The sequence below is a fragment of the Paraburkholderia sp. GAS82 genome, assembly GCF_050436285.1.
GTDB classification, from domain to species: Bacteria; Pseudomonadota; Gammaproteobacteria; order Burkholderiales; family Burkholderiaceae; genus Paraburkholderia; species Paraburkholderia phenazinium_B.
On the sequence record NZ_JBNDLX010000002.1, the window covers coordinates 635,009 to 651,130 of the forward strand.

At 59.3% G+C, this 16,122-nt stretch carries 15 protein-coding genes; 6 read left to right on the forward strand and 9 right to left on the reverse strand.

What is annotated here, in order from left to right:
• Positions 1–20: 20 nt before the first annotated feature.
• From P3T17_RS09260 to P3T17_RS09275, 4 genes are all read right to left on the reverse strand, one after another.
• On the reverse strand, positions 21–1,295 hold the full coding sequence (locus P3T17_RS09260; RefSeq protein ID WP_429406178.1) for a NupC/NupG family nucleoside CNT transporter: 1,275 nt from the start codon (positions 1,293–1,295) through the stop codon (positions 21–23).
• Positions 1,296–1,311: 16 nt separating this feature from the next.
• Complete coding sequence (locus tag P3T17_RS09265) at positions 1,312–2,358, reverse strand: purine-nucleoside phosphorylase (RefSeq protein ID WP_429406180.1); 1,047 nt, start codon at positions 2,356–2,358, stop codon at positions 1,312–1,314.
• Positions 2,359–2,455: 97 nt separating this feature from the next.
• On the reverse strand, positions 2,456–3,409 hold the full coding sequence (locus tag P3T17_RS09270) for a nucleoside-specific channel-forming protein Tsx (RefSeq protein WP_429406182.1): 954 nt from the start codon (positions 3,407–3,409) through the stop codon (positions 2,456–2,458).
• A 398-nt stretch (positions 3,410–3,807) separates the two neighbouring features.
• Entirely contained in the window at positions 3,808–4,785 is a 978-nt protein-coding gene (locus P3T17_RS09275; protein WP_429406184.1) for a helix-turn-helix transcriptional regulator, read from the reverse strand.
• A 190-nt stretch (positions 4,786–4,975) separates the two neighbouring features.
• On the opposite strand from P3T17_RS09275, the gene P3T17_RS09280 reads away from it, so the two are divergent.
• A complete protein-coding gene (locus P3T17_RS09280; protein WP_429406185.1) occupies positions 4,976–5,773 on the forward strand; it encodes a BPSS1780 family membrane protein in 798 nt (265 codons plus the stop codon).
• Between the two features lie 77 nt (positions 5,774–5,850).
• Here P3T17_RS09280 and P3T17_RS09285 read toward each other — a convergent pair whose 3' ends face one another.
• From P3T17_RS09285 to P3T17_RS09295, 3 genes are all read right to left on the reverse strand, one after another.
• The gene (locus tag P3T17_RS09285; protein WP_429406187.1) at positions 5,851–7,329 is read right to left on the reverse strand and encodes an aspartate/glutamate racemase family protein; all 1,479 of its coding nucleotides are present in this window, start codon (positions 7,327–7,329) and stop codon (positions 5,851–5,853) included.
• Positions 7,326–8,612: a dicarboxylate/amino acid:cation symporter gene (locus P3T17_RS09290; protein WP_429406189.1), complete on the reverse strand. Its 1,287-nt coding sequence runs from the start codon at positions 8,610–8,612 to the stop codon at positions 7,326–7,328. Before P3T17_RS09290 ends, P3T17_RS09285 begins: the two co-directional genes overlap by 4 nt.
• Before the next feature lie 210 nt (positions 8,613–8,822).
• On the reverse strand, positions 8,823–9,731 hold the full coding sequence (locus tag P3T17_RS09295) for a LysR substrate-binding domain-containing protein (protein WP_429287296.1): 909 nt from the start codon (positions 9,729–9,731) through the stop codon (positions 8,823–8,825).
• 596 nt (positions 9,732–10,327) lie between these two features.
• On the opposite strand from P3T17_RS09295, the gene P3T17_RS09300 reads away from it, so the two are divergent.
• Positions 10,328–11,500, forward strand: coding sequence for a porin (locus P3T17_RS09300; protein ID WP_074267089.1), 1,173 nt, complete (start codon positions 10,328–10,330; stop codon positions 11,498–11,500).
• A gap of 113 nt (positions 11,501–11,613) precedes the next feature.
• Here the strand turns inward: P3T17_RS09300 and phnX are convergent, their stop codons facing one another.
• Both phnX and P3T17_RS09310 read right to left on the reverse strand, forming a co-directional pair.
• A complete protein-coding gene (gene phnX, locus P3T17_RS09305; RefSeq protein ID WP_074267090.1) occupies positions 11,614–12,417 on the reverse strand; it encodes a phosphonoacetaldehyde hydrolase in 804 nt (267 codons plus the stop codon).
• A 37-nt stretch (positions 12,418–12,454) separates the two neighbouring features.
• On the reverse strand, positions 12,455–13,660 hold the full coding sequence (locus P3T17_RS09310) for a 2-aminoethylphosphonate--pyruvate transaminase (RefSeq protein WP_429406191.1): 1,206 nt from the start codon (positions 13,658–13,660) through the stop codon (positions 12,455–12,457).
• Positions 13,661–13,777: 117 nt separating this feature from the next.
• On the opposite strand from P3T17_RS09310, the gene P3T17_RS09315 reads away from it, so the two are divergent.
• The 4 genes from P3T17_RS09315 to P3T17_RS09330 all read left to right on the forward strand — a co-directional run bounded on the left by P3T17_RS09315 (position 13,778) and on the right by P3T17_RS09330 (position 16,088).
• The gene (locus P3T17_RS09315; protein WP_074267092.1) at positions 13,778–14,635 is read left to right on the forward strand and encodes a LysR substrate-binding domain-containing protein; all 858 of its coding nucleotides are present in this window, start codon (positions 13,778–13,780) and stop codon (positions 14,633–14,635) included.
• Between the two features lie 245 nt (positions 14,636–14,880).
• A complete protein-coding gene (locus P3T17_RS09320; RefSeq protein WP_074269277.1) occupies positions 14,881–15,105 on the forward strand; it encodes a hypothetical protein in 225 nt (74 codons plus the stop codon).
• Positions 15,106–15,268: 163 nt separating this feature from the next.
• Positions 15,269–15,658, forward strand: a complete 390-nt coding sequence (locus P3T17_RS09325; RefSeq protein WP_074267093.1) for a VOC family protein — start codon at positions 15,269–15,271, stop codon at positions 15,656–15,658.
• A gap of 10 nt (positions 15,659–15,668) precedes the next feature.
• The gene (locus P3T17_RS09330; protein WP_429406193.1) at positions 15,669–16,088 is read left to right on the forward strand and encodes a hypothetical protein; all 420 of its coding nucleotides are present in this window, start codon (positions 15,669–15,671) and stop codon (positions 16,086–16,088) included.
• Positions 16,089–16,122 lie beyond the last annotated feature (34 nt).

The window sequence follows — 16,122 nt, forward strand, 5'->3', positions numbered from 1 at the left end:
GAGATTATGCCCCGTCCCGCTCAGTGCAACGAAAAGAACAACCCCGCAATCGCAGCGCTCATCAAATTCGACAACGTACTCGCCGTAAGCGCTCGCAGTCCATGTCGCGCCACTTCAGAGCGTCGCTCAGGCGCCACCGCACTGAAACCCCCAGCCAGAATTGCGATCGAAGAGAAATTCGCAAAGCCGCACAGCGCGAACGACACGATCGCAATCGTCTTCGGATCGAGAATCTGCAGTCCCGCCGCGGCGACCTGGACGCTGTCCTTCAGGTACGGGGAGAGGTCGCCGTAGGCAACGAACTCATTGAGAATCAGCTTCTCCCCGATAAAGTTGCCGGCAAGCGGCGCATCGTGCCACGGCACGCCGATCAACCAGGCGAGCGGCGCCAGAAGCGTGCCGATGAGACCCTGAAGCGTCACATGTGCGAAGCCGAACAGCGCCGCGATGCCTCCGACGGACGTGTTGACGAGCGCGATGAGTCCGATGAACGCAATCAGCATCGCTCCGACGTTGATGGCGATTTTCAGGCCAATGGTTGCGCCAGAGGCGGCCGCTTCGATGACGTTGGTCGAACCCTTCTCGTCGAAATCGAGCCCCTCTATCGCCGTCTGGCTCGGCTCGACAGTGGGATACAGCAGCTTGCCGAACAACAGGCCGCCTGGGACCGCCATGAACGACGCGGCCAGCAGGTACTCCATCTTCACCCCGAGGCCGGCGTACGCGGCGAGCACAGAACCCGCAACGGAAGCCATGCCGCTCGACATCACAGCAAAGATCTCGGCACTGGTCATCTGCCGGACGAACGGCTTTACCAGTGCAGGCATTTCGCTTTGACCGAGGAAGATGGTTGCAACCGCCGAGCAGGCTTCAATGCGGCTCACGTCGAGCAACTTTTCCAGCGCGATGCCGACGACGGTGACGATCCACTTCATGATCCCGACGTAATAAAGCACTGCGATCAGTGCTGTCACGAAGATGATCATGGGCAGCACACGTAGCCCAAATACGAAGCCACCCGCGCCGAAGAGCTCGAACATCTTGTTGTCGACCAGACCGCCAAAGATAAACGACACACCATGGTTGCCCATTTCGAGCACCCGGTTGACTCCTGCAGCGGCTGCCGCAAGGGCAGTGCGTCCGAAGGGTACGAACAGCACCAGTGCACCGATTGCCAACTGGGTCGCAAGCGCGGCGACCAGGGTGCGCGGCCGAACCGCGCCGCGATTGTTCGACAGCAAATAGGCGATCAACAGCAATATCAACATGCCACAAAGGCTGCGGACAATATCCACGTGGTTCCCCTCGAATTTAGTTGGCCGGCACGCCGTCTTTCCAGTGCGGCCAGTCCTTGACGATCGCATTCACGAGCGGCGATCCGGCGAGATACAGGTTGTTCAACGCCGGGACAAAGCCTCCCTGATTCTGGTAATCGAGCAGGTTGTCGACGTTCGATACGCCTTGCGGAGGCCGGTCGAAGTCCGAGCCGGCGCGCAATACCGCCACACGTTGCGTGTCGGCAAGCCCGGCAGATGCCGCGCGTTTGATGACCTCGAAAGTGGCGTTATCCTCCTGCTGCGTCGTGCAGTACACGCCCTTGCCGTCGGTCAGGAGTTTGGTCCAGTCGCGAGCGCGCTGTCCGATGGCATTCCCGGAAAACCAGGTATCGCCCGCGAGGGTGTCACACTGAATGACACTGGGGGGTTGATTGGCGGGCGCGCTCGAGTATTTCGCGCGATACGCTGCAGCCTGCGGGCTGTCTGTCAACGTCACGTCGCGCGAAAGACCATAGGCCTTTTGCAGTAGCGCCTCGTTCAGTTGAAACACTTCGGTGCGGTAGTCCAGCGGCGGCTTTTCATTTTCGCTTTTGGTATTGATGCCAAGGTAGCCGGACTTCCAACCTGGCGGAATTTCACGTGCATCCAGTTCCCACTGAATGCCGAAGTCCACCAGGTAGCGCGCCCATGCGGCTGAGCCGAGGGTGCCCTGCGCCGGGTCGATGCCGGCGATACCGGATACAAGGAAGTACGTCTTGCGCAAATCGAACTGTTTCGAGTACACGAGCGCGGACATCGACGCCGCCGCATTCGTGTGCCCCATGCCGGTCGTCAGGACACAGACGCCGTCGTGGGTGCAGTGGACTTCGGGATAGTCGGGGGACAGCCCCGGCACCTGGATGCTCTCCATCGGGCCGAGGTGGTCCAGCCACACTTTGCCCTCCGGTCCAAACATGGAGATGATCAGAACCTTGACCGGGCGCGGGTGATGCGCGTTGTCCCCGGCGGCATGCACGCCGGCAACCAGCGACACGGCGAGTCCCAGTCCGGCGAGCATCCGTAGAAATTTCGTCTTCAACATGAGATCTGTATTCCTAATGGGTTGTTCAAACTTGTCCGGCGTCTGCGATTTCGCTCATGGTGCGATCGTCGATCGCGCCGGATCATGCAGCATACGATCAGAACTGATAGCCGACACTCGCGTAATAACCCCAACCGGTCGCGCGGTTGGCAAACGGGCCATTCCCGAAGTCGAGATCGCTACCAGACCATTGGCCGCCATCGTGGAAGTACCGGGCTGCGGCCCAGAAGCGCCAGTGCGTGAATGAATAGAGCAGCACGTTCGTTTCGACGAAGGCCGTGTCCGTGCGGCTGGTGCCGCCGGTCTCCTCGCGCAGCTTCGAGCCGAAGTCATAGTTGAAGAAGCCGACGTACGTCAGATTGCCGCCATGAAAGCTTCCGAGCGGATAGATGTATTTCATCTGGGCGCGATAGCCGTCCCACGAGTTTTCATTCGCCGCACCGTAGTTCTCCCATTGCCTGCGCACGTAGAGATTTGCGGACAGGATCAACGGCGTGTGCGTGTCGATATCCGTGCCGATGCCGCTATACAGGGTGTTCTGACGGCCGCCGATGTTGTAGCCCTCGTCATAGATCCAGTCGAACGCCAGATACCATTCCTTGAACGGACCAAAACCGAGGTGCCTGCCGACGAGGTCGTCGATCGATACGCGCGGTTCCTGCTCACTGAACAGGGGAGAGCCGCGGTCCCACATGCCGGTGTCATGCGTACTGCCTACTCCGAACACCTTTGGTGCATCGATATACCCGTATAGGTCGAACGGGCCTTTTCTGCCGAAGTACTCGTACTCCAGATACATGTCGTTGGTCTCATAAGGTCCGAAGCGGATGTTTTTCGAACCGATCACGCCGAGACTCTGATGAAACCATGACGATAGATAGGGAGACGCGGCGGCCAGTTGCGTTGCGGTATTGGGGACGATGGTGCCGCTTTCCGCGAGAGTCGGGTCGGTAGACTCGTCGGCCCTGGCTGTTTGAACTACGAAGAGGCTGACCGACATGAGCGCTGCGATCAGGGCAGCAAGCTTGCAATGGCGCTTCACGGCAGCCATCCACTTATTTCCAGCTATTTCATTTGGATGCCTAATTGTTATCATCTGATCGAATCCTTACCGTTATTAATATTTACGATGACTGCTGCCGTGCAAGTCTCTTCAGTCCTTGGCAGAAGCACCGCTAGATTGCACAGGCTGCATGCTTCGAGTGCGCTCACGCCCCAATGTCGACCAGTTGGTCAGGTTAAGCGCACGCTATGCATGTAGGCGGCGATTGAACGCACGAAGCATGCCAAAGTTGTCTGGTTGGTCAGGATTCAGGATTGAGGAACTACGCGCCAGGGAAATCCTGAAGGCATCTGATGGATAGATGCGAAATGGATAGGTGAGCGTGAGATTAGCGAGTGCTGGCGGACTCGTTGCGGGCGACCTGGGCGCGTAATGGCCGTCGTGCCCTAATGTGCTGCTTTTATGGCTCGTCCCAAAGTCCGGTCGATGCGCGCGTTCATTGATCGCAGGAACTCTAAAAGCTCGGGAGGCTCCTGGATATCGTATTCGACTTCCAGCGTGCACAGCCAGGATGCGATCGTGTGCAGATCATGCGCTCCCGTATGCACGATGCAGCGCTGCGAATCGAGCGGTGCCAGTTGCCCTACGAGTGGACAGATGCTTTGGGCGAGCGCCTGCATCGGCGCGTGAAGGATCACCTTGGCGCGCACCGGGTAAGCCGCCGTTGAAACCGAGCGCGAGACATAGGCAGCCAGATCACCCTTGTCCGGCCCATTACGAGGTTCGAAACGCGCTCCGCTCGAAATCGGCGGAACTACCCGGTCGACACGGAATGTGCGCCAGTCTGCCCGGCTGACGTCCCAGGCAACGAGGTACCACCGCGACTCCGCGTTGACCAGGCCTTGAGGTTCGACCGTGCGCTGGCTGACCTGGGCTTTGCCATCCCTATAGTTGAATTGCAATTGCTCGTGGTCCGCACACCCGCCGGCTAGCGTAGCCAGCACGGCCTGGTCGACCTTGGGGCCCGTCTGGGCCAACTTCTGGATAGATGCGAAAAAAGCCCTCGCCTTGCGGTTGTGGCCTGGAGGCATCAAATGCTCCAGCTTGACGAGGGCGGAGAGCGCCGACTCTTCGACGTCTTCCACACCGCTAGCAGCAAGCGTTCGCAGCGCCAGCGAGACGGCCAGTGCTTCGTCCTCCTCGAACAGCAAGGGCGGCAGGGTGGTCCCCGCTTCCAGGCTATATCCGCCATCCGGCCCCGGCGTCGCGCCGATCCGGTAGCCCAGACCGCGCAAGTGGTCGACGTCGCGACGCACGGTCCGCTCGGTGACGCCAAGGCGCTCGGCCAGCACGGCACCGTGCCACGACGGGGAACTCCTGAGCATCCCCAGCAGACGCAACAGTCTCGTGGAGTTTTGCAACATTTCGGCGTCGCCCTTCGTAGATGCGGACAACCTTTGTCCGCAATGATCCGTAGATTAGCAGTAACAGCAGGCCAGGACGATACCCGTGGATGCTGGGGAAAGAAGAGGCAATACCCGGATGGCGATGAACCTGATTTTCAGTTTGTAGGAGTACGAATAACAACGCTTCGTTTTCACTGAGGAAACTGTCATGAACATCGATTTTCCGAGCGACGTTTCTAAGCAAACGCGTCTTCATCGTCTGTCGGGACTACCTTTTTCCGGTGGGAGGGAGGTCAACCCTCTGCATATTTCCGATTGGCTGAGGAGTGGCGTGCGCGTCGCGAGCATGCAACCGGTGCTGTGGCTTAGCGTGTTGCTGGTCTGCGCCGATCTCGCGACGTTGCTGGGGTTTGTGCCGCAGTTGTATCCAGTGGCGGTGCTGCTGGCGCCACTCGTGATGGGTGGGTTGATGTTCGTGCAGGACGGCGCTAGCAAGGGGCAACCGGTGTCGCTGCGCGAGACGTTTGCGGCGCTGATTCGGCGCAGCAACGCGTTATGTCTGATCGGTTTGTATGGGGCGGCGATCGTTGCTATCGGCTATGTGGTTCTGCTGGCAACGTTCCATCTGTCTTTGAACGTGTCGGTTACGGCGAGTGGGGTGCATAACGTCTCGATCAGCTTTGGCGGCGACCATGGCGTACGCGGTGCGCTCGAATCGCTGCTGGGGGTGTCCATTTTCGCCGTCGCGATTGCTTCGGCCTGCTTTGCCCCGGCTCTGGTGATCTTGCACAACATGACGCCGCACGGAGCAATGCTCGCAAGTCTGAATGGCGCGGCGCGCAACTGGCCGGTGATGGTGATGTACTTCGCGGCGATGACGGTGGCCGTGCTGTTCGCACCGATGGTTCCGCTGATGTTGCGTGCGTTGGTGTTGACGCCGTTGTTGACCGCATTGCCGCTGCTGTCGATTTATGGCGCTTACAGGGACGTGTTTTTGGGGCGATGAGCGGGGCGTGGGCGGTGCTTGATGTTCCTGGCGAGCCATTGTCCGGGGGATACTCAATCCCCTATGGCTCTCCCACCCTAAGCCCGCACCACCCCCATCTCCCCACGCGCATAAGCCACACAGCGCCGTGCAAGGATTTCAGTCGGATCCACAAGCCTCACAGCCCGACCGCCACCCGAATATATCTTCGCCTCAGGCAGCAGCAAAGGCAATTCAGTACACCCAAGAAGAATTACCTCAACGCCGCGCCCGCTTAGTTCATCGACAGCTGCGCGAATATCGTCGAGGCACTCGCCAGTAGTAAACCCCGCCTTAACACCACACTCCCCATAAATCGCATTCATCACCCGCATCTGCAGATCATCGCTCGGAACGATCTGCCTCAGCCCACGCGCCTCGAATGCTTTTTTATAGACCCCACTCCTGATAGTCCCAGTAGTAGCAAGCAACCCAACCTCACGCAGATCGGGAAACGCCAGCTTCAGATATTCGACGCTCACCGTCAGCATATTGACGATCGGTACGTTCAGATACGGCTGTATCCGTTCGACAAACGCATGAGCGGTATTGCAAGGGATGGCGATAATGTCGACCTCCCCCGCTTCCAGCTTCTTGCACGTCGCGTACAACGACACCGTCGGGTCCTGCCCGCCACCCAGCAGATTCTCCGTGCGATCCGGAATCTGCGGGTTCTGTTCAACGAGCAGTTTGATGTGTTCCTGATCACGCGTCGCCGGCGTGCTACGCACCAGCTTTTGCATGAAGTCAACGGTGGCAGCAGGACCGACACCACCCACCACACCAACCTTGAACGCACGGTTGTTGTGGCTAAAGGATTGCCCTACAGACGCGTATTGCGCGTACACCAGGTTCGAATCGACGATCGGGACATCCAGCGCCGCAATCTGACTCAACACGAGACCAATTTCAGTCATCCCAGGCAAAATCACGTCCGCCCCCTGCGCGATCAGTTCCTGACACGCCTCGCGCAATAGTTCGACGGGCCGTCCACCAAGGTTGCCGCTCTTGATCCCAGCCTCGCCATAGACAGCTTCGGTGACGGGATCCATATCAGCTGAACTACGCTGACGCGGATGCAGCACTTCGAACTCCGGTGCCCGGAAGTACCGCTCAAAAAGCCCCTCGTCGCGAATGTAGTCCGAGGTCAATACACCCACGCGCCGCGCCGATGGAAACGAGCGAGCTACATGGCAACGCAGCGCATCCAGCATGTCGACGATCTGCACCGACGTGTTCTCCTGCAACTCATCGATGAACGTGTGGCTCAAAAAGCAAGGCAGAAGAACACTCGTGACGCCGCGCTTTTCGAAATCGCGGATCATGTCGAAGATATACAGCTTCCGCTCTGTCGTCGCGGCGCGAGATGGGCTTGCATTGCGAAACGGACGCTGTTCGAACAGGACGTCGAAGTGCTCCGCATCACTATGCGCGGGACTTGCCTGAATCAGCTTGAAAAGTACATCCGCGCCGGCGAGCGGCCCAAGCCCGCCGATCACGCCAAACACCCGCCTGTTAGCTAACTTCCTTGCTGTCATTGGACTTCGCTCTGAAGTTGTTCAAACTGCGGGGTGGGAGCGACAATTTCGCTGCTGCTGCGGCGCGCCTCCCATTTTGCGATCACGGCAGTCGCCACGCTGTTGCCGATCACGTTGGTCATCGTGCGTCCCATATCGAGAATCTGGTCGATCGCGAGGACCAATACGACCCCCTCGGCGGGCAAGTGGAACAGCGGTGCCACAGCTGCGACCACCACAACCGACCCTCGCGGCACGCTCGCCATGCCCTTGCTGCTTAGCATCAACACTAGCAGCATGAAGATCTGCTGCGACAGCGGCATGTCGATACCGAAGGCCTGGGCAATGAAAATTGCCGCAAACGATTGATACATCATAGACCCGTCGAGGTTGAATACGTAGCCCAGCGGTAGCGTAAATCCAACTACTTTCTTGTCGATGCCGAATTTCTCGAGTTGCTCGGTCAGGCGGGGATAGGCCGCTTCACTGCTGGCGGTCGAAAACGCTAGCATGGCCGGTTCGCGCACAGCCTTGAGCAAGCCTCCGATCTGCTTGCCCAGAAACAGGTAACCCACGCCAATCAGGAGCGTCCACAGCAGCAGAAGACCCAGGTAGAACGAACCAATCAGCTTACCGTAAGTAAGCAATACGCCCAGGCCGCGCAGCGTCACGGCGGACGCGATCGCACCGAACACCCCAAACGGCGCAGCGCGCATGACGTAATCGGTGAGTCGCAGCATCACGGGTACCATGCCGTCGATTGCCTGCACAACCACCTTTACGCGTGCGTCGTGCTTTAGCGCGCCTAGCCCCAGGCCGAAGAACAGCGAAAACACGAGTATCTGCAAGATGTCGTTGCGCGCCATCGCATCTAGCAGACTGGTCGGAAACGCGTGGGTAATGACGTCCTTGAAGTTCAACGCGGCGGTATTGAGGCCGGTGTTCACGTCGCTGCCGCTCACCACCATGTGCAGCGCTGCGCCCGGTTGCAGAGCATTGGCGAGTACTAATCCGAGGGCGAGCGACACGAGCGACGCACAGATAAACCAGCCGACCGTACGCAGTCCAATGCGCCCGACCTCCTGACCGCTCTCCATGCCAGCCAGTCCGGAAACGAGCGTGGCGAAAACCAGCGGCGCGATGATCATCTTGATCAGCCGCAGAAAGATATCCGTGATGATCGAGAAATAGCCGGCCAGGGTTTTTGCCGAGTCAGCATCGGGGGCGCCGGCGTGACACACGTAGCCTGCTGCGACGCCGAGCACCATGCCGACGGCGATATAAAGCGTAAGGCGATTTTTCATAGCTGTCCTTTTTTTCGTCGACTAGGACGAACATCCGCTTCCGCACGGCTTCCTATACAAAAGCGTGCATATCGCCTTCTCGCGCGACCGAATCGCGGTGATGAGAAGACTTGGACGGATACTAGAGACGAAAAAAATGAACGTGATGCGGGCTTGACATTGCACTATGCGGCAGCCGCATAGATATCGCGAAAGGAGCCCTGGCGTGCCTCAAGCCTCGATGCGGGACTCCAGGTATTCCCAGATGTCCTTCACGAGAGGCATCTCGTTGTTGCGATCGCGGTAGAGGCGCAATTGCAGATCGAGTTGCCACGTACGGTCGCCGGCGGTCACGAGCGTGCCGCTATTCAACTCTGTTTCGATCAGGCTACGCGGTAGCCAGGCGATGCCTTCGCCGTTAAGCGCGAGTTTCTTTAGCACATCCGCCATATCTGATTCGAAGTGCGGAGTCAGTGCTGGATTTTTGGTCGCCCTGTGCAGCAGCAGGTGCAGGCAACGGGCAAAGTAGGTGGTCGCGCTATAGCCAATCAACGGTAAGGGACGGCCCGGCGTCCCTGGAAGACGGAACGACGGTGTCGAGCGCTGGCTGGGTGCGCAGACGGGCAGGAAGACGTCGTGTCCGACGGTGAGGTGAGGATAGCGCGTGGCGTCGAGATGCAGGGGCAGGTCAGGGTGCTCGTAAGCAAGCATCAGCTCGCAGTTACCGTTCACCAGCATCAGAATCGAATCGTGGACGTTGGTCGGGACAATCCTTACACGCAGTCCGCTAAAGCGGCTTTGCAGCGAGCGCAGCCAGTCCGGCACAAAGCCAACGGAGATGGCGTGGCCGGCGGCGATCTGCAATCCGGTCCCGGGCATGCGCTGCTCGCTGCGGATGATCGCCCGCGTGTCGAACAGCTTGCCCAACATGTCCTCAGCGGCTTCGCGGAACAACGCGCCAGCGGGCGTGAGCGTGGGCGGATAGGTGCTGCGGTCGATCAGTTCAGCGCCGATCCACTGTTCCAGCGCCTGAATGCGCCGGCTGAGCCCGGATTGGGTGACATTGCGCACTTCCGCCGCGCGCGAAAAGCTCTGGTGCTGCGCGAGCGCGATGAAATCCTCGATCCACTTGACTTCCACGTTAGCTCCTCGACAACGTGTGAACTGGCTGGCCTGCCAGACTCCCCGTCGACCGATTCTAGCGTCGCCATTTTTTATCGCCAACCGACTGTGGACGCCACGCGTCGGTGCGTAGAGCGACTTTTTCTGCGCGATAGATCGGTAAAACTAAAGCGCGTATCTGATAACGTCTTTCGAGTTTTCAGAGTGCATGTGACGTATTAAATACGCGATCAAAATGACGGCTTGCTGAACGAGATTTCGCGGCGCGAGATTCGGTTCCAGACGAAGTATTCACATGTGGCAATCATCCAACACCTGCCAAATAAATCGCTGCGCAGGAGATGGAAAAAAACCGGAGGTCCCTTCTGCGTGGGGTTCCCAATCCTTTCAGGTTGCTGAAAGATAGAATTTCAATATGGGTCTGTTTTTTATCATGAAACCATCAGATATATTTGCGCCGCGGTAGTCGATCAGGTCTGTAAAAATCAACCAGCTGTTATCCGGACATTAATGTCGAGTTGAAAGTACAGGCTTTGAGCGCAATAGCCTTCGGTTTGCGAATCGCCTCGCAGGATAGTAAATCGAGACCAATATCTTTAATTGGATAAATTTTCATGAAAAAAACAATTCTTGCGGTCGCGTCTCTCGCAGCCATGACGTCGATCGCCCATGCGCAAAGCAGCGTCACCTTGTACGGCGCGCTCGATACGAGCATTGCGTACTTCGGCAACCAGCAGGGCACCAACCATTCGGGTGGGACCTTCGAGATGGCGGCAGGCAATATTTCGCCTAACCTGTGGGGCTTGAAAGGCACGGAAGATCTGGGCGGCGGTTTGTCGGCCATCTTCAAGCTGGAAAGCGGCTTCAACATCGACAATGGCCGTCTCGGCCAGGGTTCGCGCATCTTCGGCCGTACCGCGATGGTCGGTTTGACGGGCGACAACACCGGCACGATCTCGCTCGGCCGTCAGTACGATCCGCTGATCGACCTGATCCAGCCGCTGACGAACGACGACACCTTCGGTCCGACCTTCGCCACGCCGGGCGACATCGACAACTACGACAATAGTTATCGCACCAACAACTCGATCAAGTACACCACGCCGAACTACGCAGGTCTGCAGGGTTCGGCGATGTACGCGTTCGGTGGTGTGCCTGGCAGCACCGCGAGTGGCCAGACCTACGCGGCGGCTCTCGCGTACAACCACGGTCCGTTCGGTTTCGCCGCAGGTTACTTCCACGCCAATAGCGATCACGGCACGGCAGCATCGTTCGACGGCCTGAACCCGGATGCAGCCAGCTTTGCGGTGGATTCAGAAGCGATCTCTGGTGGGTTCGTCTCGGCGAACTCGATGCAGATCATCCGCGCCGCGGGCGATTACGTGTTCCGGAATTTCACGTTCGGCGTTTCGTATAGCAACGTGCAGTACAACAACTACACGACTTCTTTCGGTGACCAGAACAACACGAAGTTCAACACGGGCCAGGCGTTCGTGAACTATCAGCTGACACCGGCGATGGTTCTTGGTGTGGGCTACGACTACACGAAGGGCAGCGGCAACAACGTGACGGTGTCGTATAACCAGTTCAGCTTCGGCGCCGACTACTTCCTGTCGAAGCATACGGACATCTATGCGCTGGCCGGTTATCAGAAGGCATCGGGCAATACGATCAGCGCATCGTCGGGCGACGTGGTCGCAGCGGTGGCGTCGATGGGCGACTTCGGTAACGATGCGTCCACCAACAAACAGGCTATGGGCATGATCGGTATCCGTCATAAGTTCTAAGCTGCGGTTTGCAGATAGCGGACATCGAAACGACAAAGCCCGCCTGGGTTATCCAGGCGGGCTTTGTTACTGATGCGGAGTGCCTAATGGACCTCAGGCGTCCTCACGAACTCTTAAGGCCGTTCCCCGCGCGCCAGTCTTGCCTCGATGTCGTACACCACCGGCATCAGATCGGCGACGCTGTCGACCACATAGTGTGCGCCTGCATTGCTCAAGCGTTGGGTTGCCGCGGCGCGGCGTTGGGCAAATTCCTGAGGCGCCAGCGCCTTCACATCGGCTTCGGCCATCCCGAACGCATTGCCGCTCACGGCCACGCCTACCGCCCACGTTCCGCCGTTGATGCCTTCTTCGATGCCCACTTCGGTATCGTCGACCTTGATCGCATTCTTCGCGAGCCATACGCCGAGTTGCGGCAACGTCTTGTAGATCATGTACGGCGAAGGACGTCCCTCCGGCGTATCGCCGGTGCAAACGAGGCTATCGGGTGAAAACCCCTGCGCAGCAGCGCCCGGCGTGATCTCAGCCATGATCTCGCGCGTGTAGCCCGTCGTCGTACCGATGCGGATATCCTCAGAACGCAGCGCCGTCGTGACTTCCGCGACGCCCGGGATCACCTGGCTATAGCTTGCGGCTACCGCGATGTTCTTCGGCACGAAGACGTCGTAGACGGCGTCGATATCCCGCTCGGTCGGCGCGCGGCCGTATTTGTCGGCCCACGCCTGCGACACCCTCGGCAGGGCCATCAGCGCGGCGATATGCGGACGCTTGGCCATACCCATCGGCCCGCGCGCCTCGTCGATGGTGATCGACACGCCGAACTGTTCGAATGTCTCGACAAACGCACCCATCGGCGCCAGCGAACCATAGTCGACCACGGTTCCGGCCCAATCGAAGATCACTGCTTTTACGTGTTTCATTGATGTCGCATCCTGAGAAGAGTCTGGGCCGTCGATTTCAAACCTGTTCGGCGAGCAGGTGGCGTTCTTTGAGCGCGGCGGCCGGGGGCGCGGCGTGCTCCACGCCCATCGTGCGCAACGCCTGAGCGCTCGCTACGACGACGCGTCGCATGACATCCGCATCCACCTGACCGATGCATCCCACGCGGAAGCTGTCCACCACGGTCAGCTTGCCCGGGTAGATGATGAAACCTTGCTGCTTCATCAATTCGTAGAACTGCTCAAACCGGAACGCCGGATCCGCGGGTGCAAAGAACGTCACGATGATCGGCGAGCGCCAGTGCGCGTCGAGCAGCGGTTCGAAGCCGAGTTCCTGCATGCCGGCGACCAGCACATCGCGGTTGTTGGCGTAGCGTGCCAGCCGGCCAGGCTGACCGCCTTCGATGGCGTGCAGCCTGAGCGCCTCGATGAATGCCGCGACGGTGTGCGTGGGCGGTGTGAAGCGCCACTGTCCAGTGCGGTTCATCACGTCCCATTGGTCGTACACGTCGAGGCTCAGCGAATGGCTGCGGCCCTTCGCCTCCTGCAACGCGCTCTTGCGCGCGATCACGAAGCCGAAGCCCGGTACGCCTTCGATGCACTTGTTTGCCGACGAAACGAACGCTTCGCACTGCAGATGCCGCACATCGAGCGGCACTGCGCCGAACGCGCTCATGGAGTCGATCAGCAGCTTGCGGCCTTTCTTTGCTGTGGACGCAGCGATTTCTTCGAGCGGGTTGAGAATCCCCGAGCTGGTCTCGCAGTGCACGGCGACAACGTGTGTGATGCCTGGTTCGGCGTCGAGCATGCGCTCGATTTCGCTGCCGCGCGGCGGCAGATAGTCACCCTTGTCGAGCACGGTGCAACGGCGGCCCAGATAGCCAAGCGTGGTGGCGATGCGCTTGCCGTAGGCGCCGTTCGCCAGCACCAGCGCATGTCCGTCACGCGGGACCAGGCTGCCGAGCATGGCTTCGACGCAGTAGCTCCCGCTGCCCTGCAGCGGCACGCAATCGTAGTCACCGGCGGTGTCGCCGGCGATTTCGAGGAGGCGGCGGCGAAGCAGCGCGGTCATCGCGCGGAAATCGCCGTCCCACGATCCCCAGTCGCGCAACATCGCTTCCTTGGTCGAGAGCGCCGTGGTAAGCGGCCCCGGCGTCAACAGATACGGCTCCCCTTTGGCGGGGGCGGCGCACGAAGTAACGGAATGGTCGACTGGGGTGTCCATGCTTGACGTCCGATGAGGATCTCAGTGCTTGGCAGAGTACAGAATCCGGGTTCATCGGTAAAATCGATATAATCGATGTGTGTATCACCAAAACTTATAGTCGAGGACGAGGCGCAGATGCAATACGCTCAATTGCGGGCGTTTCACGCGGTCGCGGAGCACGGCGGGTTTTCGAAGGCGGCGCAGGCGTTGTCGCTGACGCAGCCGGCCATTTCCGATCACGTGCGGCGGCTCGAGCAGGATTTTGGGGTCAAGCTGTTCGATCGCGGGCCTCGTGGCGTCGAGCCGACCGAGCTTGGACGGCGCCTCTTCAGTGTGACGCGGCAGATGCTTAGTTGCGAGCGCGACGCTCGTCAATTGCTCGATTCCGCGGGCGGACTGGCTTCCGGCACGCTGTCGCTCGTGGCGGACGCGCCTGACCTCGCGGTCAAACTGATCGGCGCGTTTCGCAAGCAGTACCCCGGCATTGTGGTGACGCTGTCGATCGCGAACGCAGCCGAGTGCATGCAGCGCGTGCTATCGAGCGCGGTGGACGCGGCCATTACCGCCGCGCCGCAGGTCCACAGCCGGCTCGAATCGCGCGTATTGCGGCGCGATCCACTGGTCGCGATGGTGCCCGCCACAAGTCCAATCGCGAAGAAGCGCAAGCTGACCTACGCTGAGTTCGTCAAGGAGCCTGTGATCTTCCGGGAAGCGCAATCGGTGACGCAGCAGTTGCTTGAGATCGAACTGGTGCGACAGTCGTTGCAGGTCGAACCGGTGATGTACGTGGACGGCCGAGAGGCGCTAGAGGAAGCGATCGCGCAGGGCATGGGCGTGGGCGTGATCGCGTCCGCGGAATTCAACGAATCGCGCCGCATCAGAATGATTCCGCTGCAGGACTGCCAGGTCGAGATGATCGAGTCGCTCACGCGGCTTGCCGAGCGGCCCGCGTCGAACCTGCTGAATGCGTTGTTCAAGACCGAACTTGAGTAGCGCGGCGTGTCACATCGAATGGAAAATGTAATCTCGATGCGACTGCGTGGTCTGCTCAATTTGATGGCGTGCATGCTACGCGATTAGCGGTTTGCGATGATCCGGCAATGCCGCGTCTGAAGCGCCGGAAGTTGACAATGTTTTACAGCTTTGCCCATTCTGAGATGCTATCGTCGTTGCGGATGGCGTGCGGCGAACTGCCATCAGCGAATTCATATCGACCTTCAACATATACGGTGATTGCCATGGGTATTCTGGATACGGTAGGTGAGATTGCAGGCGCAGTCGTGGCAGTAGAAGCAGCTGAAAAAGTCGATCCGGATGCGGGTCTGCTGACAAAAGGCATCGCAGCAGTCGCCGGCTTCAAAGGCGCTGGCGCGCTGGAGTCGCTCGCTGAGAAGAAAGAAGGCGAGGGCAGCGAGCAACAGGCGTCCGACACGGATGCGGACAGCGCCGCTCCGCAAGCCTGAGTTTGAGTTGAGTTGTTCCCAGACCGGTCGCTCGCTCGAGCGGATGGTCTGGCGCCTGATCGCGTCACATGCCGCTCAGTGATAGAGTTTCGTCTCCGATCTACCGTTTTGGATGGCGCAAAGCCAGTGCAGGTTGTGACCGGCTCGCCAGGGAGGAGACAGCATGTCCGTTCTAGGCTTCAGTCACTACAACCTTCGGGCCAGCCGCGCGGTACTCGATACCCTGCGCAATTTTTATATCGAGGTGGTCGGGTTGCAACCCGGCACCCGGCCGCCGTTTCAGAACTTTGGATACTGGCTTTATATCGGCGACGAGGCCGTGCTGCACCTTTCCGAAGCCGACGCGGACGAAGTACGTCCTCCCAACGTGACCAACACGTTTGACCACGTCGCATTCACCTGCCGCGACCTGCGCGGGTTCGAAGCACATCTGACTGAACTGAAGATCCCATATCGGCAAGACGATGTGCCGTTAACCGGGCAGCGGCAGTTGTTCTTTAAAGATCCAGCGGGCAACGGGGTGGAATTGAACTTCGCGCAGAGCGATCTTTGAAATGCCTGCCATGGAAAATACCTGGCAGTTCCAACTAAGAATCGCTGTTTCCCCTGAGCTTGCGGCGAGCCTGCGCGGCGATCCCGCGAGCCAATCATACGCACTGCTTGGCGATGTTCTGCGAAAATACAACGCGTCGTTGAAGTGTCAGTTCGATGCGTTTGCTGACTACGTTAGTGAGGCCGAAAAACGCGGCGTCGAAAATTATCCACTCTATCTTTGGACCAAAGAGACCATCGAGAAGCCTGAGAAAAAGGCCCGCTATCTGCGATCCTTTACGCTCTACGTAGATGGAGAAGAGGTCTACAGCAAGGAGCGCGCCGATCCTTTGCAGGCGGAACTCGACGCCCTTGTCGGCCTTGGCGGGATAGAGAGCGTGGTGAAGTTCGATACCAATCCGGCGAACAACCCGCAGCCGCCCGCGCGGTGACAAGGGCGCGTCTGGTCCCGCATGGACCTGCCGT